This is a genomic window from Nitrospirota bacterium (genome assembly GCA_016180645.1).
Lineage (GTDB): Bacteria > JACPQY01 > JACPQY01 > JACPQY01 > JACPQY01 > JACPAV01.
On record JACPAV010000014.1, the window covers coordinates 23,903 to 50,709 of the forward strand.

At 61.2% G+C, this 26,807-nt stretch carries 24 protein-coding genes; 12 read left to right on the plus strand and 12 right to left on the minus strand.

Going from position 1 to position 26,807, the window contains the following annotated elements; all coding sequences use genetic code 11:
- Positions 1 to 88 precede the first annotated feature (88 nt).
- Positions 89 to 1,135, plus strand: a complete 1,047-nt coding sequence (locus HYT87_09780) for a hypothetical protein (protein MBI2060047.1) — start codon at positions 89 to 91, stop codon at positions 1,133 to 1,135.
- Positions 1,132 to 2,271: a glycosyltransferase family 4 protein gene (locus HYT87_09785; GenBank protein ID MBI2060048.1), complete on the plus strand. Its 1,140-nt coding sequence runs from the start codon at positions 1,132 to 1,134 to the stop codon at positions 2,269 to 2,271. Before HYT87_09780 ends, HYT87_09785 begins: the two co-directional genes overlap by 4 nt.
- A gap of 8 nt (positions 2,272 to 2,279) precedes the next feature.
- Here the strand turns inward: HYT87_09785 and HYT87_09790 are convergent, their stop codons facing one another.
- The 7 genes from HYT87_09790 to HYT87_09820 all read right to left on the minus strand — a co-directional run bounded on the left by HYT87_09790 (position 2,280) and on the right by HYT87_09820 (position 10,239).
- Positions 2,280 to 3,716, minus strand: a complete 1,437-nt coding sequence (locus HYT87_09790; protein MBI2060049.1) for a polysaccharide biosynthesis C-terminal domain-containing protein — start codon at positions 3,714 to 3,716, stop codon at positions 2,280 to 2,282.
- Between the two features lie 134 nt (positions 3,717 to 3,850).
- On the minus strand, positions 3,851 to 5,020 hold the full coding sequence (locus tag HYT87_09795) for a glycosyltransferase family 4 protein (GenBank protein ID MBI2060050.1): 1,170 nt from the start codon (positions 5,018 to 5,020) through the stop codon (positions 3,851 to 3,853).
- Positions 4,984 to 6,435 carry an oligosaccharide flippase family protein gene (locus HYT87_09800; protein ID MBI2060051.1) on the minus strand — a complete coding sequence of 484 codons (1,452 nt, stop codon included), beginning with the start codon at positions 6,433 to 6,435 and terminating at the stop codon, positions 4,984 to 4,986. Before HYT87_09800 ends, HYT87_09795 begins: the two co-directional genes overlap by 37 nt.
- Before the next feature lie 92 nt (positions 6,436 to 6,527).
- Complete coding sequence (locus tag HYT87_09805; protein ID MBI2060052.1) at positions 6,528 to 7,667, minus strand: glycosyltransferase family 4 protein; 1,140 nt, start codon at positions 7,665 to 7,667, stop codon at positions 6,528 to 6,530.
- A gap of 89 nt (positions 7,668 to 7,756) precedes the next feature.
- Positions 7,757 to 8,089, minus strand: a complete 333-nt coding sequence (locus HYT87_09810; GenBank protein ID MBI2060053.1) for a 4Fe-4S binding protein — start codon at positions 8,087 to 8,089, stop codon at positions 7,757 to 7,759.
- A 170-nt stretch (positions 8,090 to 8,259) separates the two neighbouring features.
- Positions 8,260 to 8,781, minus strand: coding sequence for a CYTH domain-containing protein (locus tag HYT87_09815; protein MBI2060054.1), 522 nt, complete (start codon positions 8,779 to 8,781; stop codon positions 8,260 to 8,262).
- 57 nt (positions 8,782 to 8,838) lie between these two features.
- Positions 8,839 to 10,239 carry a VWA domain-containing protein gene (locus HYT87_09820; GenBank protein ID MBI2060055.1) on the minus strand — a complete coding sequence of 467 codons (1,401 nt, stop codon included), beginning with the start codon at positions 10,237 to 10,239 and terminating at the stop codon, positions 8,839 to 8,841.
- Between the two features lie 81 nt (positions 10,240 to 10,320).
- Here HYT87_09820 and HYT87_09825 point away from each other — a divergent pair, with 81 nt between their 5' ends.
- A complete protein-coding gene (locus HYT87_09825) occupies positions 10,321 to 10,533 on the plus strand; it encodes a hypothetical protein (GenBank protein MBI2060056.1) in 213 nt (70 codons plus the stop codon).
- Positions 10,534 to 10,590: 57 nt separating this feature from the next.
- Here HYT87_09825 and HYT87_09830 read toward each other — a convergent pair whose 3' ends face one another.
- Complete coding sequence (locus HYT87_09830) at positions 10,591 to 11,655, minus strand: MoxR family ATPase (protein ID MBI2060057.1); 1,065 nt, start codon at positions 11,653 to 11,655, stop codon at positions 10,591 to 10,593.
- Between HYT87_09830 and HYT87_09835 the strand changes: the two genes are divergently transcribed.
- The 6 genes from HYT87_09835 to HYT87_09860 all read left to right on the plus strand — a co-directional run bounded on the left by HYT87_09835 (position 11,574) and on the right by HYT87_09860 (position 19,352).
- Complete coding sequence (locus tag HYT87_09835; GenBank protein ID MBI2060058.1) at positions 11,574 to 12,281, plus strand: hypothetical protein; 708 nt, start codon at positions 11,574 to 11,576, stop codon at positions 12,279 to 12,281. The genes HYT87_09830 and HYT87_09835 overlap by 82 nt on opposite strands.
- A gap of 63 nt (positions 12,282 to 12,344) precedes the next feature.
- Complete coding sequence (trxA, locus tag HYT87_09840; protein ID MBI2060059.1) at positions 12,345 to 12,659, plus strand: thioredoxin; 315 nt, start codon at positions 12,345 to 12,347, stop codon at positions 12,657 to 12,659.
- Positions 12,660 to 12,690: 31 nt separating this feature from the next.
- Positions 12,691 to 13,830 carry a hypothetical protein gene (locus HYT87_09845; GenBank protein ID MBI2060060.1) on the plus strand — a complete coding sequence of 380 codons (1,140 nt, stop codon included), beginning with the start codon at positions 12,691 to 12,693 and terminating at the stop codon, positions 13,828 to 13,830.
- A 290-nt stretch (positions 13,831 to 14,120) separates the two neighbouring features.
- Positions 14,121 to 16,973, plus strand: a complete 2,853-nt coding sequence (locus tag HYT87_09850) for a hypothetical protein (protein MBI2060061.1) — start codon at positions 14,121 to 14,123, stop codon at positions 16,971 to 16,973.
- Positions 16,974 to 17,334: 361 nt separating this feature from the next.
- Positions 17,335 to 18,897 (plus strand): hypothetical protein, encoded by a 1,563-nt coding sequence (locus tag HYT87_09855; protein MBI2060062.1) that lies wholly within the window; start codon positions 17,335 to 17,337, stop codon positions 18,895 to 18,897.
- A gap of 65 nt (positions 18,898 to 18,962) precedes the next feature.
- On the plus strand, positions 18,963 to 19,352 hold the full coding sequence (locus HYT87_09860) for a hypothetical protein (GenBank protein ID MBI2060063.1): 390 nt from the start codon (positions 18,963 to 18,965) through the stop codon (positions 19,350 to 19,352).
- 201 nt (positions 19,353 to 19,553) lie between these two features.
- On the opposite strand, the gene HYT87_09865 is transcribed toward HYT87_09860, so the two are convergent.
- The 4 genes from HYT87_09865 to HYT87_09880 form a co-directional block, all read right to left on the minus strand.
- The gene (locus tag HYT87_09865; protein ID MBI2060064.1) at positions 19,554 to 20,327 is read right to left on the minus strand and encodes a sugar phosphate isomerase/epimerase; all 774 of its coding nucleotides are present in this window, start codon (positions 20,325 to 20,327) and stop codon (positions 19,554 to 19,556) included.
- Between the two features lie 114 nt (positions 20,328 to 20,441).
- The gene (locus HYT87_09870) at positions 20,442 to 21,533 is read right to left on the minus strand and encodes a hypothetical protein (protein MBI2060065.1); all 1,092 of its coding nucleotides are present in this window, start codon (positions 21,531 to 21,533) and stop codon (positions 20,442 to 20,444) included.
- 18 nt (positions 21,534 to 21,551) lie between these two features.
- Positions 21,552 to 22,487 (minus strand): SPOR domain-containing protein, encoded by a 936-nt coding sequence (locus tag HYT87_09875; GenBank protein MBI2060066.1) that lies wholly within the window; start codon positions 22,485 to 22,487, stop codon positions 21,552 to 21,554.
- A 227-nt stretch (positions 22,488 to 22,714) separates the two neighbouring features.
- Positions 22,715 to 23,911 (minus strand): class I SAM-dependent rRNA methyltransferase, encoded by a 1,197-nt coding sequence (locus tag HYT87_09880; GenBank protein ID MBI2060067.1) that lies wholly within the window; start codon positions 23,909 to 23,911, stop codon positions 22,715 to 22,717.
- Positions 23,912 to 23,980: 69 nt separating this feature from the next.
- Between HYT87_09880 and HYT87_09885 the strand changes: the two genes are divergently transcribed.
- The 3 genes from HYT87_09885 to lpxC all read left to right on the plus strand — a co-directional run bounded on the left by HYT87_09885 (position 23,981) and on the right by lpxC (position 26,803).
- A complete protein-coding gene (locus HYT87_09885) occupies positions 23,981 to 25,390 on the plus strand; it encodes a thioredoxin domain-containing protein (protein ID MBI2060068.1) in 1,410 nt (469 codons plus the stop codon).
- Positions 25,387 to 25,836: a disulfide bond formation protein B gene (locus tag HYT87_09890; protein ID MBI2060069.1), complete on the plus strand. Its 450-nt coding sequence runs from the start codon at positions 25,387 to 25,389 to the stop codon at positions 25,834 to 25,836. The genes HYT87_09885 and HYT87_09890 overlap by 4 nt, the downstream gene beginning before the upstream one ends.
- Positions 25,837 to 25,951: 115 nt before the next feature.
- Entirely contained in the window at positions 25,952 to 26,803 is an 852-nt protein-coding gene (gene lpxC, locus HYT87_09895; protein MBI2060070.1) for a UDP-3-O-[3-hydroxymyristoyl] N-acetylglucosamine deacetylase, read from the plus strand.
- Positions 26,804 to 26,807: the final 4 nt, after the last annotated feature.

Consider the following 26,807-nt stretch of genomic DNA (forward strand, 5'->3'; position numbering starts at 1 on the left):
CTGCGGCTACCCGGAACGGCCTGGAACAGGGATGGAATTCGGGTGTGGATCGAACAAGAAGAAGGGTAGTGGTAGAAGGGCGTGGAGCGTGAGAGCGAATTTCCATTGGGCGGGAGGGAGCGAGGCCGCCGACGTCGTTGCCCGCGAGCGAGCACTGCTCTCGGGAATGGGATCGGGCGAGATCGAACCGGTTCCTTGGATGGTCTGCTCCGCCTTCCGTTCGGAGTTCGTTGCGGCAGGCGCGTATCAACGGCACGATTCCGCTCTGAACCTCGATGCGTGCGCCCGCATGAAAACTCCGATCATGACGCGATGGACCGGCGGGATCTCCACGCGATGGGGCCCCGGCGTCCTTCACATGGCTCTGTTTCTTCCGAACGCTTCGGCATGGACGGAAACACCCATGGATCGCATCATCAACCGATACGTGAGAGGCATTCTGTCAGGCCTTGGATCAATGGGACTGGAAGCGGCTTATAACGGAAAGGAATTCCTCTGGGCGAACGGGAAACACATCGGGTATCTCTCGTTCGAGGTCGCCCCCGGTGGCGCCGTGTTGTTCGAGTGTTTGCTGGCCATGACAGGCCCGTGGGTCTTGCCGAAAGAGTTCCTCGCCTACCCGGCCGGTGAATCGTATCTGAGCGGAGGATTCCCTTCCGCCTGTCTCAAGGAATTCGACCTGGAGGCCCTCGCGCCGGACGTCCTGGCCCGGAAGTTGGCGGAAGGTTTTGAACGTCGATTCGGGGTTTCATTCGAGGAGGCGAAAGCGCCCGTCTCATCCGCTCCTGCGGTCGAGGAGGCCCCTCGAAGGACCGATGATCGCTTGCGGAGGGGTGGAGTGGGCCGGGCGAGATCCCGAGTCAGCATCGGGTTTCTTGAAGTCTACGCGTCCATCGAGAACGAACGGTTCTCGGACTTGGAGGTGTGTGGGGATTTTCTCGCCGATTCAGATGGAATCCGGCGACTGCGTGAAGGTCTGCTTGGCCGGGGAATTCGCAACGACGACGTCGAAGGTGTGGTCCGCTCGATTTTCGATCAGAAGAAGCACGTCCTCCTCGGGGCGCGGTTGGCGGAACTGACCTCGACCATTTTGGCGGCTGGGGAAGCTGCGACCGAATCGAAGTTGCACCCATGAAGATCGCCGTTGACCTCAAAGCCGTGGCGCGCGAAACGATGGGCATCGGTGTCTATGCAATGGAGTTGGCCCGTCGATTTCCTGCCCTGGCCCCGGCGCATCGACTCACGTATCTCGTCCGATCAAACGATATCTTCGAGGTGGCCGAATGGAATCGCTCCGTGCGATTCATCGCCGCCCCTCCCGCTCTCCGGAGCAAGACGGGTTTCATCGCGTGGGAGCATTTCTTGATGCCGGGCGACTTCGAGCGATTCGAGGCCGACGTCGTCTTTTTCCCGGAGACGGTGGTTCCGATCCGACGCTTCGACGCGCCCGCCGTCGTGACGGTCCACGATCTGGCCTACGCCGAAGCCGGTGAAACCCTGACGATGTCGAAGAGGCTTTATAAGGCGTGGTCTGCACGTCACGCCTCGCGCCGGGCAGCCCGCTTTATTGCCGATTCAGCCTACACGGCCGAGAGCATGGAACGCGTCCTCGGAATCCGGCGACAGCGGATCACGGTCGTTCCGCTCGGGGTGGACCCGGCCGTGTTTCGTCCTGTTCGGGATCCGGATCGTCGGCACTTGCTTTGGGACCGCGTCGGAATTGGCAATGCCCCATACCTCCTATACGCGGGAAACATCAACCCGAAGAAGAACATCGGCGTTCTGATCGACGCGTTTCGGGAAGTCCGGAAAGAGTGGGGGAAAGACCTTCGGCTCGTCTTTTCCGGAAAAGTGGGCTGGAAGTTGGACGAGATCGCACCCTGGATGACGGGGGAATGGAAGGATGGGATTCGGCACGTGGGATTTCTCTCGCGAGAGGAGTTGGTGAGGCTCTACTCGGAAGCGGCGACGTTTGTGTATCCGAGCAGCCATGAAGGATTTGGTCTGCCGCTGGCGGAGGCGATGGCCTGCGGGTGTCCCGTCGTTTCGACACGGCGGACGTCCATTCCCGAAGTGGTGGGAGAGGCAGGAATTCTGCTGGACGAAATGTCATCGGCCACGCTCAGCGCCGCCATTCTTCGTCTCCTCCGGGATCCGGGACTTCGCTCCGATCTCGTCGGGCGTGGCCTCGAACGCGCCCGCGCCTTTTCCTGGGATCGCGCAGCGCGGCTGACTCTGGACGTGCTGGAAGAAACGGCGCGAACGACCTGAACTTTCCGCTACGCGCGGCCCAAGTTCTTCACGCTTCGCAGGAGGTCTCGCGTCCACGCCTTTGTCATGAAGGCGAGAGCGAGGAAGAGGGCCAGGGAGGCTAGTGCGCCGCCGAATCGCCACAGCGGTTCGGCTTGGGAGAGCGAAAGGCCCAGACCCGCGGTCATCGGGATTCCGGCCACCAGGATTCTGGAGATGTTCACGCCATCCAAGAGTTCCCACGCCCGCGTCCGGATCGCGCGGGCCACGAGGATCAGAGTCAGAACGGCCATCAAGGCGTACGAGATCAGCCCCGCCGCGGCCGAGCCGCTCAATCCCCACACGGGAATCAGGAGAAGGTTCAGGCCGACGTTCAGCAGGGAGCCGACACCGATGGGGATGGATGCTTGGAACGGCCGATTCGTCGCTAGAAGAATGTTTCCCGTAAGTTGGGCGACGCTGTGCAAGAGGCACCCGGCGAGCAGGATGCGGAGCGCCGGGGTGGCCTGCCGGAAATCGTCTCCAAACCATCCCATGATGACATCTGAAAATCCGATCCCCGCGAGCATGATGGGCCAGCCCAGTAGGACGAGGTAGCGGTGGGTATCGCGGTAGGTCTTGAGAACCTGATGGCTCTCCCCGCGGTGCCAGAGCCCCGAGAGGGAGGAGAAAAGCATCTGGGCGGGCAATCTCGTAATCATGTCGAACACTTTGAAAACCGAGTAGGCGCTGGCGTAGTAGCCCAGTTGCTCCACCGTGAGCAGGAGGGGGATGATCAGGCGGTCGGCGTATTCAATGACGATTTCCGAAAGCTGCTGCGGCAGCGCGCGCGCGTTGTAACTGATCACGGAGCGGGAAGAAGGAATTGACCCGCCCGCCTCGGTGGTGCGTCGTCGGTATTCAAGCCATACGAAAATCCCGCCACCAATGAACGCGCAGAACGGGAAAAACACTTTGTACATCGCAGCCGATTGGGCCGATCGACCCAGAAGCCAGGGAAGCGCGAAGACGAAACCCAGCGTGAGATACTGCGCCGCGGTTTCCGCGCGGAAAAAGAATTTCATCCGTTGCGTGGCGCGGAAACGGCATTGGGCGAACTGCCAACTGTGCTCCAGGAACGCCGCGGCGAGAACGAGCGGGATCAGCGCCTTCCACAGTGATCCCTGACCGTACGCACGATCGAGAACGATCGCCGACATCGGTATCAACACCGCCGAGGAAAGCGCCATCATCCAGATGGATGTCCGGTAGGTTTTCCAGAAGAGCGACCAGCCGCGCGAGCTGTCCGGCGGATAGGCGGTGAGGGCATGGGCGAGCCCCGCCCCTCCCGTCAACCGGGAGACATAGGCCAGGAGGCCCGAGAAAAAGAGGAGCAGGGTGACCTGTCCCACCACCTCCGCCCCGAAAAGGCGGGCGAGCGCGACATTGATTCCAACGACGGCCGGGAACGGGATGATCCGTGCCATCGTGTTGTAGACGACGGCCGAGACGAGTTGCCTGGAAACAGTGGAAGGCGGGGGCCCCCCACTGCCCGAAAAGGGACGCGGAGCGGACTCGGAGCCTGTCGGCTCGCTCGGCGAGCCGGATTCAGGTGGTGGGGTCAAACGCGGCCTCGCAAGGCGGTCTGGTAGACGGCGAGAGTGTCTGTCGTGAAGCGTGCGAGCGAGAACATCCCGCGGGCACGCTGCCGGCCCGCGTCTCCAAAACGCCGTTCCCCCGAAGGCTCTTTCAGGACTCTGATCAGGGCAGGTGCGAGAAGCTCCGGGTGGTCATGCGGCACCACGAGGCCACAACGCTCATGTTCGACGACCTCGGGCAGGCCGCCCGTGTTCGACACGACGACCGGCACGCCCTCGGCCATCGCTTCCGCGACGGACAGGCCGAAACCTTCGATGGAGGAACCGGCAGGGAGACTGAACAGCACGAGGGTGTCGGCCACGGCGAAAAAAGCGGCGGCATCGGGCGCCTCGCCGCAGAATCGTACGGCGCCATCGAGTCCCATCGCATGGGCCTCCAACTTGAGCTCGGTCATCGAATCCCCGCTCCCCACCATGACGTAAGCCGCCTCCGGGACGGTCCGCAGAATCTCCGGAAGGGCACGGATCACCTCCATCTGTCCCTTGCGGGGGTGAAGATGCGCGATCGTGAGGATGACTTTCTTTCCGTAGAGGTCGAATCGCGACCGAAGATCAGATGCCGCCTCCGGAGCATGATATCGGGGGCGTGTGTCCACTCCGTTGTAGACCACGTGCAGCTTGTCGGCCGGCAGACCGTGTGATTCGGCCAGCGATCGCGTGAACCGACTTACACAGATAATACGGTCGGCCTCCAAGTAAGCCGGACGAAACAGTCGATCTCTCAGGCGGAGCCCTCGGCGATTCAGGTTTCGGAGCAGTTCCGTGCCGTGAACGGTCATGACGCGCGGAAGGGCCGGGGTTTCCATCCGCCCCAAAGCCAGATGGGCTATCGAACTCACCGCATGGAGGACGTCGGGCCGCACGCTATTCAGAACCTCTTCCATCGCTTCGACTCCCTTCCGATAGCGGTGGAAATCCGACCCGGTGGCATCGAAACGATGGATGTAGGGTCGCTGTCCGCCGGCATCCCACGGTGTTCCGGGGCAGACCACGTGCACTTCATGACCCAACTCGCCCAGACCGACCGCGAGACTTCGCGCATAGGCCGAAATCCCACCGATGAAGGGAGGGAAATCGTAGGTGAACAGAACAATCGTCAGTCGGCCCTGAGGAGTTTGCGTTTCCAGATCCATCCTCCGAAGAGTGCACAAAATAGGAGCGCGAGTCCACCCATCTCCAAGGGCGTATCCACGGTGATCCACGCCCCCAAGGCCCAGAGCAGGGCGGCCAGTGCGGCGCCGGCGGCGAGGACTTCGATCTGCGACAAACTGAAAGTCTGCACTCGGGTTTTGGAGTTCATGAGGAGGACGAGGGGAATTTTGGAAACGGCCGTCCCGGCGCAGGTGATCCACGCGGCGGTCACACCCGCACCCCCCGGGATCAGGAGCGGACCGAGTACCAGCGTGAGAATCATAGGGAGGCTGTTGAAGAGCGTGTAGGCGTAGGGTCTGCCCGTTGCCGCGAGAACCTCGCCGGCCGGCCCACCCGCCGTATACGCGAAGTGACCGAGGACCAGCAGGATGAGCGGCGCATGCCCGAAGCGCGGCTCCATTCCAAACGCTTCCATCAAGGGCGCCCCGAAGAGGAGGGCGAGAACCACGGCGGGAATCGTGGCCACGGTGCTCCACAGGGCTGCGGCGCGCGCCGATTCCCTGAGCCGCTTGTGGTCTCCGGTGGTTGAAGCCTCCGCCAGCAGGGGCGACATGATGGGGGGAAACGCGGCACGAATCTTGACGATAATGAATGCCACTTCCGTGGCAAGGTTATACGCGGCGACCTGCGGGAGAGGGAGGTAACGCCCGACCAGAAAAATATCGACGCGGCGGGAAAGAAGGGTGGACATGTTCACGCCGCCGAGCGCCACCGAGTAGGAAAAAGTCTCGCGGTGAAACCACGCAGGGTGCGGCATGAACATTTGGCCCAGGGAGAAATGGCGCCGTGTGGTGACGAACGCCACCAAGACCACGGCGAATTCGGCGACAAGATGCGCCACGAAAGGTCCCTCCGCTTTGGGGATCGGCAGCTGGAACTGTAGAAAGAGCAGGGCCAGAGAAACCATCGCGAGAGGCTCAAACATCTCGATCCCGATGACGTAGTACTTCATGATCTTGAGACCCCGCGTGGCGGCGAACAGGATTCGAGCCAGCGTGGCCAGCGGAAGGATGGCCCCCATCCACCGGAGTCCGGGGGCGACCTCCGGCTTGCGGAACAGCAGACTCGCCACCGGTTCGGCGCCCAGGACCAGTCCCGCGCCGAGGACGAGGGATGCGAACGCGGGCAGCAGTATCGCCGTTTGGAGGCAGGACCGCTCACGAGCCCTGTCGGTTCCCCGGTACCGCGGAATGAAGTTCCAGAGTGCGTTGTCGAATCCCGCGAGGCAGAGGAAGAGAAGAACGTCGTATACGGCGAAACTGAGGGAGTACACCGCGTACTCCGACGTGCCGTAGAGTTTGGCAACGATCCAGAGAAAACCCACGCGCGAGGTGCGAAGCGCGATGCCGGTGAAATTCGTCAGGACCCCCCGGCCCAGCGAAGACGAAGGGGTCAAGTCTTGATTTGGCACAACTTCCGCGGATGGGGGTTACGGGCGGTCGGGCCGCGGCCCAAGAAGTATCAAGTCAAGACTCGACCCCATGGGGCTCATACGGGGTCGAGGACCGATTCGATGCGGCGGGCCATCACCGGAGCGGCGAAATTCTTTCGAACGTGATCCGATGCCGCGCGGGCGATCCGTCCGGCCAGGGCCGGATCGTCCAAGAGTTTCAGAATCCCTTCCGCGAATTCGAGCGGCGCACCGGGCGGCACAAGGACTCCATCCTCGCCATCGTGGATGATTTCCGGGATACCACCGACCGCCGTGGCCACCACCGGCACGCCCATGGCCATCGCCTCGATGACGACCCGCCCGAACGGCTCTTGAAGCGAAGGAATGGCGGCCACGTTCACCTCGCTCAAATAGGGCCGGATGTCCGGAACGGCGCCGGTGAAATGGACCGCGCTTTCGACGCCCAATTGACGGACACGGTCGGCCAACCGTTGTCTAAATCGGCCGCTGCCTCCGACGGGCTCGTCGCCGACGAGAACGAACTGTGCGTCGCGTTGTCGTCGAAGCACGTGCGGTGCGGATTCGACGAGGATCTGCGGTCCCTTCCGTGGGATCAGATTTCCGAAATATCCGACGAGCGGCGCCGATCGCTCCAGCTTCAGCGCGCTTCTGACGGCTCCGGACGCGTTTTGCGCGGAGAAGCGATCGAGGTCCACCCCGTTGTGAATCACGACGGTCTTGCCGCCCACCCATCGCGCGTACGGTTCCCGCGAAGCCTCCGAATTGCAGATCACCTTTTTCACCCGCGGCGAGCGCGCGAGCATCGGATAGAAAGTCGCTCGGGCTCGCGTGTCATGGATATTCCGACAGTGAAAGACGACCGGCCTCCTGGCGCTTCCCCCCGCCAGCCAGCCGACCGGTTTTGTGAGCATATTGTTGCAGTAGATCAGATCGAACTCTCCGGATTGGGCGAGCGCGGCGACCTCCCGCGCGGCGAGCGCGAGCCCGATGACGCGCCGGGGCGCCGAGGCCGGAGACTCCATTCGTTCAGGCAGGCTTCGGATCTCGGTCAGCGGAACACGCAAGCCTCGATACAGTTCCCCGAAAATGCCCGAGGAGGGCACGACCACATGGGGTTCGAATCGGGTCCGATCGAGGTTCTTGATCAGGCTGTAGAGGCTCCAGCCGGCGCCGCCGCCTCGAACGCATGTGGAAAGGAAGAGGATCTTCTTCATGGGGTGGAGGCCCACATGCTATTGCGTTTGGCCCGAAAAAAAAAGCGCCTCGGGGGATACCCAAGGCGCCGATTAGACTCCAGGGGAGATCAGGCGGCCTTCTTCCCTCCGAGGGACATCAGCTTGTTGTACTTTTCAGTGAGCTGCTCCTTGGATTCGACGATCTCCGAGTGTTTGGGGATGCAGTCCACGGGGCAGACATCCACGCACTGGGAAGTCTCGTAATGGCCGACGCACTCCGTGCATTTGGTGGGAACGATATAGTAGACGTCATTGCCGATCTTGGCGGCTTCAACGGGATCATGGTCACCCGACTCGCCGGGGTAGATCCAGCGGACACCGGCTTCGTAAATCGCGTCGTTCGGGCATTCCGGCTCGCACACGCCGCAATTGGTGCATTCTTCTGTGATCATCAACGCCATGTTTTGCTCTCTCCTTCCGGGGTAATAATTGCCGGAAACACTATGCTACGCCTGCGGGAAACAGGAGTCAAATCGGGGAAACCGTCAGCTCTCAGCTTTCGGCTCTCAGCCACGAAATCCGAGCCGGTCCTGTTGATCCGATCGCTGCGCGCTGAACACTGATCGCTTTTCTACTTCTTCAGAGTCGCGATCCGATGCAGCTCGTCGTAGGTGTAGCTGGTCAATTCGCGGTCGGTAAATCGAAATTTCTTCACCAGATCGTCGACGTGCTTCTTCGCGTCGTGAACCGGGGTGGTTGGGTCCACCGGTGCCTCGATCTTGACGAACTTGCCGATGTCCAGCACGTCGTCCAGGAAGATCCGGATGGAGTCGAGCATGTAGCGGGATCGCTTGCGCTTGATCTCCACGCCCTGGCCGAAATTCGCCTGCAGGAACTGGCTCATCTTCCCGCGCTCTTTGAGCGGAAGTTTTTCGCACACGCAGAGCTTGGCGCCCTTGACCGCATCTTTGAAGTAGAAAAGGAGCGCCGACTTGCCGTCCTCGTCCGTCTTGAGCTTGTATTTGCCGCGCTTGACCTTGAAGTAGACGTCCTTCTCTTCCCACTCTCCCCCGCGGCGCGCCCCGAGGTCTTTGAGTGTCTTCTGGACGTCCGTGAACTCGTCCACCCTCGCCTTCGCTTCAACGGCTCTCATGGAATGTCAATACTCTCTACTGAAAAAGGGCGGTGAAATCAAGTGGCATCGTGGCTACTAAATGGCCCACGCGATTTTCTCCATGATGTTCTGGAGGTGGCGCGGAGTGGAGCATTCGGAGGCCACTTGGCAGAAATGGCCGTAGATGTGCATCAGGCTGTCGCCCGTGCCCCAGAGGAGGGGACTCTCGGGGTTGAGCCAGACCAGCATCCGCGATTTCTTGCGGATTTCCTGAAGGACCCATTCCTGACCCGGCCCGTAGTTGTTCCGGCCGTCGCCCAGAACGACCACAACGGTGGAGGACCTCACGTGGTTGAAATGCTCGTGGTAGAACTGTTCGAGCGCGGAACCGTAATCGGTGTACAGGTGCGGGTTCACCACCTTGCCCGTGAGGGCGAGCTGGATTGCGTCGTTGAGATCGTGCGCCTTGAAAAGATCCGTGCTCTCGCCGAGGTCCCCCGCGAACAGGAAGCTGCGCACTCTCCGGAACGCCCGCTGGAGTTGATGCACGAAGATGAGCATGAACCGCGCGGCGTGACGGACGGAGCTGGAAATGTCGCAGATGACGATCAGCTCGGGCTGGTTGTACGGCCGCTTGCGGTTGAACAGTTCCAGCGGCAGGAGATCGTGCTTGATGTTGTGGCGGAGAATGCGGCGGATGTCCGGCACCCCCGTGTTTTCGCGGTGCTTCTTGCGGGACAGTACATCGTAGAAATACTGGCTGAGGTTCTTGAGGATCTGCTGGACCTCCTTCGCCTCGTTCTCGCTGATGTTGTAGAAGGGGCGATCCATCAGGTAGTGCTCCCCGACCTTCCGTTCGGGCTTCACGTGCAGATCGCCGGGGAAGGCCGTTTCGATCTTCTTGGCCATTTCGGTGAGGATCCGGCGGAACTCCTCGGACATCGCCTGGATGACATTTCCCGGGAGGCCCTCGGCCTGGAGTGCCTCCTCGATCTTTCGGAGGTCGTCGAACAGAAATCCCTTGATTCGCATCGGCCGGCGGAACATGCGAAAGATGGGCGAGTCGGCCAGGTCGCGGTCCTCCCCGTAAAGGTCTTCGAGCATTTCGCGGAGGACTTCGAGCCGCCTCGGATCGGTGGAGAGGAGGTATCGGGCAAGGGGTGATAGGCGGTCCAGCAGCTTCGCCAGAACTTTCTCGATCGCCTCTTTCTGCGCGGGCGTGAGCTGGAGTTGGGAAAGCATGTCCCCCAGGCCGGGAAGATTGGCGTGGAGGCCGGTCGTCTGCCCGTAGAGGAAGAACAAGTTGTAGAGTTTGCGGAAAACTTCGAGGTCCACTTCACGCTTGATCAGGGCGGATTCGAGGACGGCTTCGACGGCTACGGAGTCGAGCAGGTCGATTTTGCAGAGTCCCTGCATGGCATCGAGAAGTTCCGCGGGGGAAACCTGCACCCCTTCCTCGCGAAGTTTCTGGATGAAATCGAGCAGACGGTTCTGCATGGAGGGGATTGTAGTCGTCGGCGCCGTGTGGGGCAAGTTCCGACTTGCACTGGGATTCATTCCGTGTCAAGAATCCTCCGAATGGATTGGCAGACCGTTGAAGTCACCGCAAAGAGCTTCAACGAGGCCGCACGGAGGATCTCGGCCTTGGTTGGGGATTCGATCGCCGAGGACGAAGTTCGGGTGACATACTCCGGCTGCCCCTCGTGCGGCCACCGCGTCTTCGCCTACGACATCCTGCCGAGACCCCAGCGGCTCACGGATATCCCGGCCGAGTTCTTCCTGGGCGCCTGAACCAACTTCCTGGCGAGCTCGATCGAGCCGCGGTCCGGGATCAGAGCCGGGAGCGGCTCAGTTCAGCGAGGAGCGGACGGCGGACTTGATGGGAGTGACGGGGGTGGAGGTGTCGGCGAGGACTTCGTCGAGACGGGAGCGGACTTTCTTGAGATCCTGTTCGTACTTCAAAAGCACGTTCAACGTTTCATCCACGAGCTTCGGATCGAGTTCCTTGGCGCTCAGCAAAACGAACACGCGCGCCCAATCGATGGATTCGCTCACGCCCGGTACTTTCTTCAAATCCATTCGGCGGATCTGCTGAATGGTGTCCACGACTTTCGCGGCCAAGGCGGCGGGGAGCTCGGGCACGCGGGTGCGGATGATCGTCGCCTCCCGGTCTTTCTCCGGGTAGTTGATGAAGAGATGAAGGCACCGGCGCCGCAGGGCGTCGGACAAGTCCCGCTGCCGGTTATTTGTAAGAATCACCAGGGGAATGTGGTTCGCCTTCACGGTGCCGATTTCGGGGAGCGTCACCTGCATGTCGCTCAGAATCTCAAGCAGAAAAGCTTCGAACTCCGACTCCGCGCGGTCGATTTCGTCGATCAGCAGCACGGTCTTCTCTTTTTTCAGGATCGCCTTCAGGAGCGGCCTCGGTTGAACAAAATCCATGGAGAAGAAAAGGCTGTCTTCCTTATGAAGGAGTTTCACGGCCTCGGCCAGGGAGGGGGCCTTGTCCAGAAATCCCTTGAGCCGGTCGCGCAGAATCTGTGTGTAGAGGAGCTGCTTGGAATACTCCCACTCGTATAGGGCCTTCGATTCGTCAAGCCCCTCGTAGCATTGGAGGCGGACCAATTCGCAGTCGAGCACGGAGGCCAGAGCCTTCGCGAGTTCCGTCTTCCCCACACCGGAGGGTCCCTCGATGAGGAGCGGTTTTTCGAGACGCAGGGCCAGGAAGACCGACGCGGCGATCCGGCGGTCGGCCACGTAGCCTGCGTTCAACAGGCGCTTCTCGACTTCTTCTATGCTGTCCACGCTGTTTCCTCTATTATTCTTCTGTGATGCTCGCGTCGCGCGTTTCCTACGGGCTTTTTCGAATGTCGCTGGCGCTCGGGTTGTCGGCCACGCCCCTGATGTTTCCATGCCGGGGGACGGCCGAAACGGCTTCGAGCCCGCCCAAAGCAGCGCGCATCGTGGACGGAATCATCGCAAAAGTCAACGGAGAGCCCGTGTTTCTGAGGGGAATGAAGGCCGATTACTGGCTCGCCCAGGGGGGGGGCGCCAAAACCAGAATCCGCGATCGGATGGACCGAGTCCTCGACCGCAAGCTGCTCGCGCAGGAGGCGGAGCGGCTCAAGATGGGGGCCGGCGATGCCGAGGAGTTGGCCCGTGAAGTTCAGAAGAAGGTGCGGGATCTTGGTGCACGAACAGGCGGGGGGAAGGGTGGGGTGTCGCGGGAGGAAATCGAACGGTGGGTGCGGGAGGATCTGGCCATTCGGGTGCTGAAAGAAAAGCGGATCGGCCTCCTTGTCGTGGTGTCCGATTCGGACGTGGAGACCTACTATGCCGAGCATGCCGGTGAGTTCGGCGGGGCGGCGCTTACGGGTGTCCGCCACAAGGTGGTGGATCGGATTTACCGGAAGAAATTCGATGAGCAGTATGATCGGTGGTTCACGTCGCTCAAACGTCGGAGCCAATTCGAGGTGTTTCTCGATGAAGACCCCTGGAAGACGTTCGATTTCGAAGCGTATTTCCAATCGGGGCCGTGAGTCCGAGTCCGGATCCTGCGCGGCGAGTTGACTTGACCGGATTTTCACGCGATAAACTTACTCATGCAAACCGTATCGGATGACAGCTTCGACAAAGATGTCCTGAAATCACCGGTCCCGGTGCTGGTGGATTTCTGGGCCGAATGGTGCGCCCCCTGCCGGGCCATCAGCCCGATGGTGGAGGAGCTGGCCAAGGAATACGACGGCAAACTCAAGGTTGTGAAGATGAACGTGGACGACAACCCAGGCACGCCGTCGAAATACCAGGTCATGGGCATCCCCACGCTGATTCTGTTCAAGGCGGGAAGCCCCATCGATCAGGTCGTGGGCGCCGTGCCCAAGGCGAAGCTGGTCCAGCTCCTTCAGGGCAACCTGTAGCGCCCCCATCCTGGTTCCCCGGAATGCGCCGGTGGTTCGACACGCTCACCACGAACGGGCTCTTTCGGCTGGACAGACGGAAACACCGCTCGCCCTGTCCGCCTCAGGCGGATTGTCGAAGGGTGTGCACTCCATCCCGAGATCGGCTCTCTCCGGATTGATCGCCGTGGGGGTACTGCTCCTCCCCGCCTGCGGGTCTGAGGAAACCGTCACCGAATGCCGGACAGAACTCCATGTGTCCTCCGCCAAACTCATTTGCCCAGCTTTCTCGGTGGTGTACGACTTCCAGAGGTCCCGGACTTCGATTGCCGACCGGAGCGGGCGGGTGGTGGTTCGCAACGCGACGGCCACCTACCAGGTTCTTGATCCCAACACGTTCGAGGAGAGGCGGCTCACGAACTACGATGTGTCGGACGCCGAGCCGTTCGAAGGAGCACGCCTGGGCCCAAAAGAGCGGCACGGCACCAATGTAAAGTTTCCCTCTCCATTGACGGAGACGGAATCCGATTTCGGGAAGCAGGTTTTCATGATGGTGACGGCGGGAGGTGGACTGGGCGGATTTGAACAGAGATTCGTCGGCTTCTCCAGGAAGGATTTCCTTCTCATCTACACCTCCTTTTCGAGCGGGGTGAAGTGCCCGGCGAAGCTTCTGCGCCTCTCCCCGCTTGAGGTGGACGGCGCCAAGCAGCCGTGGTCTTCCGAATCCGAAAGGAGTGGGTTGTTCGTTGCGGGGCGGCCCGAGGACACGTCCGTCGATTGGCCGGAACCTTCCTATCAGATCATCCGCGACCTCCGTTCAGACCGGATGCTGCTCACGGGCGTCTTGCGGAGCGCCTTTGAGGTTGCCGCTCGCCAGGTGCCCGGAGAGCCGGCGGAATGCTCGATCGCTGGGCAAGCCCCGCCCACGACGTTCACCGAGCCGGAGCGAATCGAGAAACTTGCCTTGCGCGATCGCGGTCGAACCGGCTACGGCCGGTGGTCCGTGGAACAGAAATTCGATGGAGTGATCATGGATACCTCCGCAGGTCTCTACCCCATGGCGGTGCTGTACTTGGACCTCGGCCGCCGTCCTCGTGAAGAAGCCGAAGCGGATTTCCTTTTCTACCGCGAGCATTTCCGACCAGACGGCCTGCCGGGCGAATTCCCCTTCGCCTTCGCCGAGCCCGAATGATCTCGGGCCGACCACGGGCCACTGACCACAAATAACGATCCTGGGTACTCCTGTCCCCATCGCATAGAAAAAAAGTCAGGAAAAATCGACGCAGAGAGTCCAAGAGAGCTTGAATTTGAAGTTGGCACGCCGTTGCTGTAAGACGGTGCCCCATGAGCCATAGGGAACACTTCACAAATCGAGCCAGAGCAAGTCTCCAGGCCATTGAAATCGACTCAAACATCAGCCCCAATGTTTTCTCTGTAGCCGCGGGCTTCAGCCTGCGTCCGAGAGTAATAGAAGGAGGTCACATGAAATCCAGGTTTCTGACATTGATCGGCGCCGGTCTGGCCATTGCATTGGCTGGATGTAGCGCCGAAGAACTGGCCGCGCTCAATGCGCAAATGCAGGCCGCCGGAGTCCAAGGCGCGCAGACGGGCACCGCCGTCACAGCCGTCGGCTCAACGACGACCACGATCAACAGCACCGTGCAGACCATTCAAACGGTGACCGACATGGCTTCAAGCGTGTCGGACATGAGCAGCTCGAGCGAGAGCCTGTCGGACAGCTCGTCCACCGCCTCCTCAGGCAGCGCCACCAACAGCTCGTCGCTCATGGGCGGCCTCCGCGGCGCGCCGATGAGACAGACGACCTCCACCACCACCGCCTGCGATCCAGCGAAAATGCTGTGCCCCCCACCCCCCTGTGATCCGGCCAAGATGCTGTGCCCTCCCCCCCCAACGGGAACGACAACGACCACTCAGCCCGTCCAGCCTCCGCCGCCCCCGAAGCCGCCGGATCCGGAAACCGTCTGCACCACAACACCCCCCGCAGGCTCTTACATTCCCTGCTTCTGCGTGTTCCACAAGCCGGCTCTGTTCGCCGACCAAGGCGCTGTAACCTGCGAAGAGCAGCGTCCACCCGCGCCCGGCGAAGGAAGCAACTTCCAGAAAATGACAGGCACGATTACCGTGGTTACTCAGGAGGACGGCTGTCTCAACGCCTCCTTTGCGATCGCCGGCATGCCGAGCGACGCCCAGGTGGGCGATGATATGAAAAAGAACTGCACGGCCTCCGGGAGCACCATGAGCTGCAAGCTGGGCATGCTCGTCTGCCCGGTCACCGCCAAATGCCAGGACGGGAGCGTGAAGACCTTCTATAACCCGGCTCAGCAGCAGCAGGGTGGCCCTCCAACCCTTCGAGGCCGGTTCCAATTTCCTCCGGGGCTGGAACCCCCCAAGGAGTTCACGAAGGACAACAAGGAAGACACGAAGGCGTGGCTCCGAAAGCTCGTGGACACCATCGAGGCGGCGAAAGACGAGAGCAACCTCCGCGCGCTGCTCAAAACGTTCGTCACCTCCGAATCCGGCTGGGTGACGATGGTCAATGTCGAGCGGTGCAACAACAACGGTGGAAAGCCTTGCCCTCCGGATCCGGATCCCAACGGACCGAAGGAGGTCAAAGCGACCATGATCCAGTTCGGCACGCAGCAGCTGCCTCCGGCCGTCTGCCCCGGTGAACAAGGACCCACCGCGCCCCCGTTGATGGTGAACTACCAAACGGGTTTCGCCGCGATCACGGTGGATGGGAAAGTGCCGGGCATCGGACAGATCAGCATGGACGTGTTCCACGCTGAGTTCGAGAGACCCTCCGACGAAGCGTGCACGCCAAACAAACTGGATGGCACACCGCTATCGGACAGTGTGAAGGGCAAGGGACGTCTGATCAACGGCCGTCGAGCCGAAATCGGCAGCCAGGGCGACTACTTCGCCGCGGGCAAGACCACCCGCTGCCAGGCCCTCGAGGCCGTGGCCGCCGCGAGCACCGCAGGCGCACAGTTCACCCCGCCGATCACCTACGTGGACGAGCTGCGGAACGACGTTCGCCAACTTCCTAAACCGCAAGCGAACAAGGACGGCAAATTGCCGTTCCGCTATCCGGTGTTGATGAATGAAGAAACACGCATGTCCATGGTGGTGAAACCGCAGGGCTTGCGCAGCGAAGCAGGCAAGTATGGCGGTGATCTCCCCCCCGTGCCGCAGGCGAGACCCGGTCAACCCGGTCCCGGTCAGCCCGGCCCCGGACCCATTGTCGGCCCGCCGCCGGCACCGGTTGGCCTTCCGGGTCCCGGAACCCCGCCTCCTCCGGCCATAGCCGTGAGCGAACTCAGATTGCAGGTTCAACGGCCCGGCGGTGATCAAACCAAGCCCGGCACCGGAGTCCAGGGCGGCCAACCCGGCCAAGGCCCCGGTGGCCCCGGCCAGATGATGGGCGGATGCCCCGGCGAAGGCGCGGGCCAACGCACGGAGGTCATCACGTTCTCCGACGACAAAACCGAAACCCGTGTCCAGTCTTTCATCAAGAAGGAAGGCCAGTGCCGTCCGACCCCGATCGGAAAAGACGGCAAGCCCCTCGAGATCACGGAGGACGACAAGGGCAACCTGAAAACGAAGCTGAAGGATGAAGCGACCGGCGAGGAGATCGAGGCGACCGTGGAGAACCCCGACTCTGAGAACAAGGTCGTGAAGATCAGCGCGGGCTTTGTGACGGGATCGATCTCGTATCACGCGGCCGACGAAAACGGCATCATCGCCGAGGGCGAGCTCAAGGTGAAAGTGCTGAAGACCGAGGTCGAAGTGACGATCCTCTTGAGCGAAGCCGGCTGGCAGCACGTGCGCGGCAAGGTTGGAACGTCGGATAGCAAGACGGTCACCTTCTGGCAAAACCGCACGACCTTCAAGGATGAAGCGACCGGCACCGACCGTGATGGCGCGGAGATCGTGTTCGCGCTCGGCAGCCAACCCCCGGCGAAGCTGACCGAAACGCCCGACACCACGGGCGCCGAAGCCACGGGATCGATCAACATGTTCGTCCCCGGCACCCCGGACAAGAAGGACTGCGAGAACACCGGCAATGGTGTGATGAAGCTCGTCACCGGAGGGGATTCGGGCCAGGAACTCACGCTCGCGCTCTTCGAGGATGAAACGTCCATCGTGAAAACGAAGGACGGCACGGTAGCTAACGAGCCGCTCGAAGGCTGTGCGCTCGCGAAAGGCGGAACGGGCAAAGCCACGTCCGCTTCCACCACGGGTCAGACCGCATCCAGCGGTCAGGCGACCACGACGGGCGGAACCACCGCGACAGCGACGGCCTACCGCTTCTAGACCGTCTAACTCAAGCCAACAACGCCCCCCATCACGAAAGTGATGGGGGGTTCTTTTTTCCGGCCAGAATCAGCCACGCTCAGGGTGGTTTTGGCGAAATCCGGCAATATCTCAAAATTGCACTGTGGCGCGCTCCATCTCCAATTCAGCCCCGAAGACCTCCGAATCTGGGCTGTAGCAAAATACTTGTAATTATATTGACTTATGAGAACGCTCCTTGGGTTTCCTATTCGAGCACTTTCAGAGCATTTGGATGGAGTGGAACCATTGTTGCACTTGAAAGACTGTGACGGGCACGGCCACGAGAAAACGCTTGACACGAAAAACTTGTGGTGCTTTAGTACGCGCGTTGGAGGTGCACATGCGACACCAAGTTGTGAGAACTAAGTTTCTAGCTGTCTTCATGGTTTCGCTCTCGGCCCTGATCGTGGGCTGCGCGAAAGGGGGGCCCGATCCGGAGCGAACTCTGAATCTCCGCATGTATGACGCGCAAGTCCCAAAGGCCCTCGCCAAACTCCAACTGCGCGCCGTCACCTTCGGCGGGTTCCAGGATTTCAACACCGATGGCGAAGCGAAAATCAATCTCCCGGAAGGGCGTACGCAAGTCGGTGTCGTCGTCGAGCGGAAGACCGATCGTATGGTGCTCCTCTCCTACAGCTTCCCCGAATGGATCGAACGCGATGCCCTCCGTCCCTTCACCAGCCGGAACGACAAAGTCAAAGTCAACGCCGAAAGCACCGCCCTCGCGCTCACCATGATCAACCCCCTGTTCTTCGGGACGACGATCGAGCAGAAGGCCGACATCGCGGAAAAAGCCGTGATCCTGCCCGAATTCAATGAACTTACCAGGCAAATCCGGAAGGCGTGGGATGACGATCCGACGAACGCCCTCGACTACAACCGCAATCCGCATCTTTTCTATCTGGCCCATGATGTGTCCGTCAGCGCCGCGAAGATGCTCGTCGATGAGCGCGTGCCTCAGAACGCCCCCCGCCGAGCCGCCTCCATCGACAAAGATGCCGCGTGGATCGAGCAAATCTCCGGCCTGAACGCCGTTTTCAAGAATCCGAAAATGATCTACTACGGCGCGGGCGTGTACACCCAGTCGGCCAGCGACAAGAATCCGACGGCCACCGTATTGGTGAACGACAAGGAGAAAGTCATCGATTTCAGCATCTGGCCCCCGAAGGTGGAAATCGCGGCGCCTCGCGAAACCCCCTACACGCTGCCGGGCCCCGGACTCTGGCGCGTGGGCATCTTCAAAGGCATGGACATCAACATGCCGCTCGAGGAGATGTGGGCCACTCCGCCCGCGCAGCTCGCCTTTATCGGCAACACCTGGCAGACAGTCATCATGATCATCAGCCTTGCGGGCGACACGGGCCTCGTGCCGGGCGCCGGCCAGGTCGGTTCCTTCATGCGAAGCATGATGGACTTTGACGACATCTACCCGATCTACCAGGCCATCCAGACGGGGGACCAAATGACGATCATCAACGCCTTCGTGAAGTTTTTCCAAGACCACTGGACGGACATCGCCGGCTTCATCTTCAACTCCGTGAAGTCCAACGGCGGCGACACCCAGGCCGCGTCCAGCCTCCTGGGCAAAGTCGGCGAACTCGCCGGCATTGCCACAAGCCTGTTCAACGTGGTGAATGTCGAGGTCCCGTTCTTCTATGATCTGATCACGGCCCATCCGAAAGCCGTCTACCTCATGCAGGACGGCGTCGTCTCCAGCAGCCAGGTTCAGACCAGCTCCTGCGCGCAGGTGTACTACGGCGCCGTTCCAGTGGGCGGACTCAAAGACGCTGCCGTGTCCGTGGTGTTGCTCATCGCACCCCTCCTCATTGTCATCTATATCCGTCGGCAAGAACGAAAGGTGCGCCCCCGGCGCCCCGTATCCATTAGCCTCGACAGAGGCTAGCTCCCCAGTACTCGCAGGGAGAGGCCCCGCTTCCGGGGCCCTCTTTTTTTGTGTAGCATAGCCGGGTGAATCCTCTTCCCCGCTCCGCACTGCTGTTCACTGTTCACTGTTTACTGTTCACTGCTTCGTGCGGCAGCGACAACCCCTGCGAGGGCAAGGCCGGCGGCCTTCCCGCCTTGAAGGTCATCAATCCGACGGATTGCGACTTGAACGTAACGGTAGAGCAGGGCCGGCTACTCTATGTTCCGGCGAAGGGCATCGGCTGCCAGGCGGATTTGGGATCTACTCCCCTGACAGGCGATCACACCGTCCAGGCAACGAAGAACAAGACCGGCGAAGTGTGCGAGACCCAAAGTGTGGATTTCGGTTCGGCCCCCTCCGATCCGGCGGCCCAAGGCCGCGTCGTGACCTACCAGCCCTCGCTGGCAAGCTGTATTTGCGAAGTCCCGAAGTAGCGGCGACTAGGCTCTGTTTGAAAACGCGATGGACCGGTAGCCGCAGGCTTCAGCCTGCGTCCGAAGACGCACCCTAAAGGCCATGTGACATGCCGTGCCATCCGTGGCACGGCGACATCTCATGGCCCCATACCGTCCTCGGCATGGGGGTGCGACTACCCAGAGATGCGCCTTGGCAATGATGGGTTTTTCAAGCAGCGCCTACGCGCCGAGGGCCTGCTTGATGCGCGAGAGGGATTCCGGAATGGCGTCCCGCTCCACGAGCTCCAGAGTGAGCAAGGGACGGCCCACCAGAGGCAAGTCTTCCTTCAAGATTTTTTCAAAGTCGATCTTCCCCCGGCCGAGCGGAAGGTGCTGGTCCTCGGTCCCGTCATTGTCGTGCAGGTGAAGCTCGATGATGTGGTCCTTCAGCGCGTCGAACCAATTCCGAACGGAAACCTTGGAATAGAGGTTGGCATGCCCCACGTCGATGCAGATCCCCATGCTGTCGTCCTTCAGGAGTTCGAGCAATTTCTGGTGCAGCACGGGGGAGTCTTCGTAGACATTCTCCAGCGCAATCCGAATTCCGGCATTCTGCGCCGTTTCCGCCAGATGGGACCAGGTTTCGACGCTGTTTTGAAGCCACTCATCGGTGTGCCGGTGGTGTTGCTTCGGCTCGTAGCCCAGATGGCACACAACCGATCGAGCGCGTAACACCTCGGCCACCTCCAGCAGTTCTTCCAGCCGCTCCCGGGTCGCCGTCCGCACCCGGCGGTCGAACGCGCCGGGGCTCAAGTCGCGGTAAGGAGCGTGAACGGTGACGTGAAGGGACTGGGGCAACTCGCGCGCGAGCTTTTCCACGTCCTTCATCTTCAGGGAATCGAGATCCTCCGCGTTGAGGCGAACTTCGGGTTGCACCGCGTGCGGAGTGAGGAATTCGAGATCCTGCCTCAGACGGCTGAAAGGTATGTATGCGTGATACGAGTAGGGTTCCATAGTGCGCGGGATATTACAGTGTTTATTTTCCCCCGTCCATGGGTTGACTCACTTTTCTGTTCGCCGTCAGTGCTTGGGAGTGGGTTTTCGGTCTGGGGTCGCGGCGCAGGGGGCCTATGACCCTTCCGATCGCCGTCCCCCCGCGTTCCGCGGAGGGGCTGAGGCGTTTTTCCTGAAGGCGCGCTTCTGTACGATCGTCTGCGCAGCGTGACTGACCGCGCCGGACACTTCCCTGCTCTTGGCCAACCGCTCGAGTTCGAGCAGGCTGCCGATCCCTTCGAGAAACCGGAGGACCAGAAAATGCGGTGTCTTGGGATTCTTGACGAGGAGATTCCGCACACGCGCATCCTTGGACCAATCGGTATGCGTTCCGATTCGGCGCAGGATGTCCTGCGACACGTTTCGGAGCTGGCAGAACTGGACGACCTCATCCACCGTCAGCGCCGGATTGGACAACACGCCCATCGCAACGTCCAGGAAACCATCCTGCACCAGGATGTATCGGACGAAACGATTCGCGATCGGCGCAAGGAGCACTCGCCGAGGTCCCTCCATGTCCTTGAGCAGAGACCGGATGGCCGGGAGTTGGTCCTCCGGCGTGCCGGCGTCGATCAGTGCGCTTGGGAAGAAGGATGCGTCCGGTGCGCCCTCGGAAGGGAGCCGCGCGGGTGCGGTCGCCTCGGGGGCGGCCGGTTCGGGCAGGGGAGGCGCCGTCGGTGCGACGAGGCCGGGAATGTCTCCCTCAAGCTGGAGGAGAAGCCACTGGGGGGTCAGGGGATTCTTGCGAAGGGAATGAAAGATTTTCGGAGCGGCGCGGATGCGGTCGTGGCGCTCGGCGATGATGCGGAGGATGAGCGGATCTTCGCAGTATTCTGAGAGGAAGCAGAGGGTGTCTTCCGGCATGGCCGGAAGAGCAACGAGTTTTCCGATGACGGCGCTTTCCTGCCGGTACTTCTGCGCCAGAAATCCGATCAGCCCGGGATCGTCCACGTGTTCGCACGCCGCCACCACGAGATTCTTCGGGAAGGATTCCAAGGTCTCGAGGGCCGTCTCGCGCACGGCGTCCTCATCCGCCTGGGTCAGAACGTGGAGAACATACAGTTGTTCCGGCGGCGAGAGCGGGAGCAGGCGGCGCGCGGCCAGCATGCGCGTCGCGGTCGGGCTGTCGGCCGCAATCGCCTTGCGGGCGGCTTCGGAGAGAATCACAAGAGGAAAGTGGACCGGCTACTCTTCGAGAATCTTGGGCTCGTACCCTTTCTCCTTGAGCTTGCCGACGAGTCTTTGTGCCTGTGGCCGCGTAAGATGATCCACCCGCACGACGCGAACCTGCTTGGCCCCTTCCTCCTTGCGAATGTTGCTGGGCAGGCCCAGCGAGCGCACTTTCTTGACGCGGCGGTCCAACAGGCCCTGATCGCTGACGGCCTCAAACGTGATGAGATAAAGGATGCTTTCATCCTTCCTGCGGAACGTTCGGAGGGACATCTCGGTGGGCTTGAATCCGTGCTCCGGAAGATTCCGGAACACCAGCTCGGCGTCCTCGCGCTCCGGGAACGGACCGATCCTCAATTCATACGAGGTCCCTCCGGAATTCTTCCGGGTGACCAACGGCTCGTACCCGATCCGCCGAATTTCCCGGAGGGCGCGCTGGTAGTACGTTTGGCTCGCATAGCTGCCGATCTGAACGCTGAGGTCGCCTGCAGGCATTCGGACCGGCTTGGGCGCGCTCGGCCCCAAGCCACCACGAGATTCGGAGCGCGTCCGCGCTGTGCCCTCACCCGGCCTCCGGCCACCCTCTCCCGCTTGCGGGATAGGGATGGGGTGAGGGGTATCGGGGCGGTTTTCATATGCGCTCTCGATGTTGTCTTCACTGGAGGGCAGCAGAAGGTCTGAGGGGCCCGGTGTTTGGTTGGGGGGAGGGGCCACCGCCACCTCCCCGGGAAGTTCGGGGCGTTCCAGAAAGGAGGCCACGTTCCGGTACACGAAGAAAGCACCGAGCGCGATTCCCCCGAGGAGAACCATCAGAATAGGGAGGGGCGTGATGCGGACCACGCGTTCGCGAGGCGGCGAGAAATCCCGGCGCGCGGGCGCGGGAGAGCCGATGGCATCGGAAACGAGGTCTTCGAGGAGTTTGTCTTCGTCGCCTTCCGGATCGTCCGGCATCTTTCCTTGATAGTACGGCAACTCCGAAATTGCAATCGAGGTCCAACACCTGGTTCCGCTTCTCCGGTAGCCGAACCCTTTACGGGTGCGTCTTTCCGCGCCCGCGTGTTTCCGTCATTCCCGCGAAAGCGGGAATCCCGTGCCCAGGAAGGTACGGGACCATGCAATGTCGCCGCGCCAGGGATGGCGCGGCATGGGCCATGGTCCAGATTCCTTCTGACCGACTCCTACCGCGGAAGTACCCTGCACACGAGCACCTTGAGGTACTGCGACTCGGGCATGGACAGGAGCACGGGATGGTCGGGGGCCTGATTCAGCGTGGCCAGGACTTGGAGACTCACGTTCGCGCGCACAGCGGCCTCTTGGAGGACTTCTTGGAAGGTGTCGGCAAAAATGTGGTGCGAGCAGGAGGCCGTAATAACGATGCCTCCGGATTCCACGAGAGCCAGAGCTTCCGCATTGAGGCGGAGGTAGGCCTTTTTCGCGCCGGGAACTTCTTTTCGCGAGTGGGCGAAGGAGGGGGGGTCCACCACCACCCGGTCGAACTTCCGCTCCTCCCCACGCAGGCGAGCGAGAGTCTCAAACACGTCGTCTTTGATGAATTCGCAACGCTCCTGCACGCCATTGATCTCGGCATTTTTCCGGGCACGTTCAAGGGCGCGATCAGAGGCATCGATGCCGAGCACGTTTGCGGCGCCCGATTTCGCGGCCCGGATGGCGAATGCCCCCTCACAGCAAAAGAGATCGAGCACCCTTGTCCCCTGCGAGGTTCCCGCGAGGAAGGCTCGTGCTTCACGCTGGTCGTAAAAGAATCCCGTCTTCTGACCCTCCAGGAGATCCACCTCGAACTCAGCCTCACCTTCCCGGATGAGCCGGACCGCGGGTCCGCGGCCTGCAAGAATGCCTTTCCGGCGCGGGAGGCCTTCCGCGTCGCGGAGCGAGGAGTCGTTCCTCTCAACGACGAGTTCCGGATGGAAAAGCTCCTCCAAGGCTGAAAGGATTTCCGGCGTGTGCCGGTCCATGCCGGCGGACACGGCTTGAAGGGAATAGGCTTCGCCGTAGCGATCGATGATCAGCCCCGGGAGGCCATCCGATTCGCCGTGTACGAGGCGATAGAACGGGTTCCCAGGGAGCAGGGCTTCGCGCAATCCTGCCGCCCCTCGGAGGCGATCGCGAAGAATCACATCGAAGGCCGCACCGCCATCCAGAGAAAGGATCCGAAGCGCAATGAGCGAGTGGGGGTGATAGAAAGCCGTGGCCGCGGGATGGCCCGAGGCGTCCGCGATCCGCACAATCGTCCCCGCCGCGAGCGGGGGATCGGGATGCTTGAGCTCATTCGAGTAAATCCAGGGATAGCCCTCCCGGGCATGTCGCAACGCGCGCGCGGAGACGGCCACAAGCGGAAGATCAGGTGCTGGACCCATGCAGGCGCCATTGTACCGTGAATCTCGCGTTTGTAACGATGTGGGGTGGCGGGTATACTGTGCCCTCCAATGAAAAAATGGATTCTGCTGATGGGCGTGGCCGCCGCCGCTGCGGCCGTCTGGGTGATGTGGAAGCCCCTCTTTCGGGGCATGGGCAAAGGGCCTGTGGCGGAGGCGTATCTCGACTTTCAGGATATGTCCTCGCGCGATTTCTATGGCCGCGCGTTCAAGCCCCTGAAGGGGAAATACGGCAAAGACGTTTCCTTTGAAGTCGTTCCGTTCCCCATGCCCCTCCATCCGCGGTCGCGTCGGGCGGGCGTGGCCATTGAATGCGCCCAGGAACTGGGGAAGGCGGATGTCTTTATCGATGCTCTCCTCGAGTTTTTTTCGTTTACGGAGAGCGAACTGGTCCGCGCCGCCAAGAAAGCGCAACTCCCCATCGAAACATTTTCGAAGTGCCTGGCCAAAGCCCGACGCGAAGAAAACCTGGCGAAAAAGCTGGAGGGGTATCGCAAATCGGGCATCGTCAATGTGCCGACGTTCGTCCTTGGGGACGAACGAATCACGGGGAGCCAGCCGGTCGAGGTGTACGAGCGGGCGGTGCTGAAAGTTCTCGGAAAGCCCGTTGAAGAGCTCAAGACGTACGGAGTGAAAATCGTCTACGATCCGTCGTGCGACGTCTGCGAGCACACCGCCTACATGCGAGCCCTGAAAGAGAATTTCTATCCGAGTTTGGAGTCTCAGGACGTTGACTGCTCGTCGGACGAGGGCCGGGCGCTGATGGAGTCGGCCAAGTCGAGGGCCGTTCCCCTCTACGTATTTGAAAAGGGCATCGAGGCGATCACCTCGTTCCCGCAGATCCGTCCGATTTTCGGCGACATGGCGGAGGGCTTTTACATACGCCCGGACGCCTACCGATTCACCATGCGCGTACTCGATTCTCCGAATCTGACGGGCCTCCCGGAGAAGGGGAGTCCCAAGGCGAAAGTCAGGGTGATCGAGTTCATGGATTTCCACTGCCCCCACTGCGGGCAGTTCGCGCAGAATCAGTTGCCGATTCTCGTTGAGAAGTTCGTGAAGCCGGGAATCGCCCGGTGGTCGGTGGCCGTCTACCCGCTTGGCGCAGAGAGCGTGCCCGTGGCGCAGGCCGCGTACTGCGCGGGCGAGCAGGGGAAGTTCTGGGAGTACCACGACCAACTGTTCAAAAGCCAAACGCATCGGCACGGGCGGGAAGATCTCCTCAAGGTTGCCACGGAGATCAAGCTGGGCATGGAGCCGTTCAAGAAATGCCTGGATAGCCCCGCCATGCGGGAGAAAGTCCAGAAGATCTCCAAGGCCGCCGCCGAGCTGGGTGTAAACTCGACACCAACGTTTTTTGTGGGCGATCTGAGGATCAAGGGGGGCCAGTCCGTACCGGTCTTCGAGGAAGCGATCCAGCAGAAGTTGAAGGACAAGGGACCGGCCTGCAGGAAATCATGACCCCGGGAAACCTGCGCCTCGTTCGGTGGGGTGTTTTTGTCCTGGGTGCACTGCTGACCGCAGGGAGCTTCTCTCTGAGTCTCGTGGGCGGTTGGACGCCCTGCATCTACTGTCTTACCTTGAGATACACCGGGCTGGTCCTGTCGGCGGCGGCGCTGGCGAATGCGATCCGTCCCCGAAGATTCCTTGGAGTGGCCGTGGTGGTCCTTTCCCTCGCCGCCCTCGGTGTGGCCGGATATCTCGTCCGCAAAGACTTCAAACGGCTTGGAATCATCAAGCCCGATCCCCTCAAAGCCCTCACGGGCGGGGATGAATCCTGCGCCCCCGGGCAGGATTGCTCAACGCCCGTTCTGGGAGGCCTGCCGGCTTCGGCCTACGCTCTGGGTGGGTTTGCGGTCCTCTTGGCGGGCTCCGTTTTGGTGACTTTCAAGACCCCAAAAGGCTGACAACATAAACGCAACGCGTTGTATTAACGCAACGCGTCACGGGAAAAAGTCCTCTGTAAGTGCCCAATAGTTCGATTGTTCCGATGGCACACCTATTGCGGTGAATTCTAGCAGAATGACGCAAAGGACCATCGGAAACAACATCGAATTGGAAGGGGCGGGTCTCCACACCGGTAGGGCCTGCCGAATTCGGGTTCGTCCTTCGGAAGCCGGCACGGGGATTCGATTCCAGAAAAAGAATGGATCGATGGGACCGGTGACGGAAGTGTCGTGGAAAAACGTATCCCATACCGAATACGCCACAACCTTGGGCACGAATGGGATTCGCTTTGCCACGATCGAGCACTTGGTCAGTGCGCTCAGCGGCCTCGGTGTAGACAACGCTCACGTTGAAGTTGAAGGTGGTGAAGTTCCCATTCTCGACGGCAGCGCGCGCCCGTTCGTGGACGCGATTCGAGCGGCGGGGATCGTGGAAATGGATGCGCCGCGAAAGACCCTCCGGGTCCTCCGTCCGGTCCATGTCGAAGCAGATGGGAAATCGGCCGGTCTGATTCCTTTCGATGGATTCCGCGTCGAGTGCGGCATTCACTTTGAATCGCCGCTCGTTCGCCACCAAGAGTACGACATGGAAATCACCCCTTCCCGGTACGCGGACGAAATTGCTCCGGCGCGCACGTTCTGCATGCGGGCGGAAGTGGACAAACTTTGGTCCCTGGGCCTCGCGAAAGGCGGATCGCTGGCGAACTCCGTCGTCTTCGAAAACGGCCATATCCTCAATCCGGAAGGGCTCCGCTTCAAGGATGAGCCGGTCCGGCACAAGATTCTCGACGCCGTGGGGGACATGGCCCTCGCCGGCTCTCCGATCAGCGGCGCCTACGTGGCCTCCCGATCCGGCCACACGCTCAATCTGGCCCTCCTCCGCGAACTCTTCTCCTCTCCCGACAACTACTCTCTCGAAGAAGCCTGACCTC

Coding starts and splice junctions, on each gene's coding strand:
- HYT87_09810 (MBI2060053.1), bottom strand. CDS start 8,089: ATGGCGTTGATGATCACAGAAGAATGCACCAATTGCGGCGTGTGCGAG.
- HYT87_09890 (MBI2060069.1), top strand. CDS start 25,387: ATGACCCCGGGAAACCTGCGCCTCGTTCGGTGGGGTGTTTTTGTCCTG.
- HYT87_09875 (MBI2060066.1), bottom strand. CDS start 22,487: ATGCCGGACGATCCGGAAGGCGACGAAGACAAACTCCTCGAAGACCTC.
- HYT87_09785 (MBI2060048.1), top strand. CDS start 1,132: ATGAAGATCGCCGTTGACCTCAAAGCCGTGGCGCGCGAAACGATGGGC.
- HYT87_09885 (MBI2060068.1), top strand. CDS start 23,981: ATGAAAAAATGGATTCTGCTGATGGGCGTGGCCGCCGCCGCTGCGGCC.
- HYT87_09855 (MBI2060062.1), top strand. CDS start 17,335: ATGCGACACCAAGTTGTGAGAACTAAGTTTCTAGCTGTCTTCATGGTT.
- HYT87_09880 (MBI2060067.1), bottom strand. CDS start 23,911: ATGGGTCCAGCACCTGATCTTCCGCTTGTGGCCGTCTCCGCGCGCGCG.
- HYT87_09850 (MBI2060061.1), top strand. CDS start 14,121: ATGAAATCCAGGTTTCTGACATTGATCGGCGCCGGTCTGGCCATTGCA.
- HYT87_09820 (MBI2060055.1), bottom strand. CDS start 10,239: ATGCAGAACCGTCTGCTCGATTTCATCCAGAAACTTCGCGAGGAAGGG.
- HYT87_09835 (MBI2060058.1), top strand. CDS start 11,574: ATGCTCGCGTCGCGCGTTTCCTACGGGCTTTTTCGAATGTCGCTGGCG.
- HYT87_09815 (MBI2060054.1), bottom strand. CDS start 8,781: ATGAGAGCCGTTGAAGCGAAGGCGAGGGTGGACGAGTTCACGGACGTC.
- HYT87_09865 (MBI2060064.1), bottom strand. CDS start 20,327: ATGGAACCCTACTCGTATCACGCATACATACCTTTCAGCCGTCTGAGG.
- HYT87_09790 (MBI2060049.1), bottom strand. CDS start 3,716: ATGGCACGGATCATCCCGTTCCCGGCCGTCGTTGGAATCAATGTCGCG.
- HYT87_09805 (MBI2060052.1), bottom strand. CDS start 7,667: ATGAAGAAGATCCTCTTCCTTTCCACATGCGTTCGAGGCGGCGGCGCC.
- HYT87_09830 (MBI2060057.1), bottom strand. CDS start 11,655: ATGGAAACATCAGGGGCGTGGCCGACAACCCGAGCGCCAGCGACATTC.
- trxA (MBI2060059.1), top strand. CDS start 12,345: ATGCAAACCGTATCGGATGACAGCTTCGACAAAGATGTCCTGAAATCA.
- lpxC (MBI2060070.1), top strand. CDS start 25,952: ATGACGCAAAGGACCATCGGAAACAACATCGAATTGGAAGGGGCGGGT.
- HYT87_09795 (MBI2060050.1), bottom strand. CDS start 5,020: ATGGATCTGGAAACGCAAACTCCTCAGGGCCGACTGACGATTGTTCTG.
- HYT87_09825 (MBI2060056.1), top strand. CDS start 10,321: ATGGATTGGCAGACCGTTGAAGTCACCGCAAAGAGCTTCAACGAGGCC.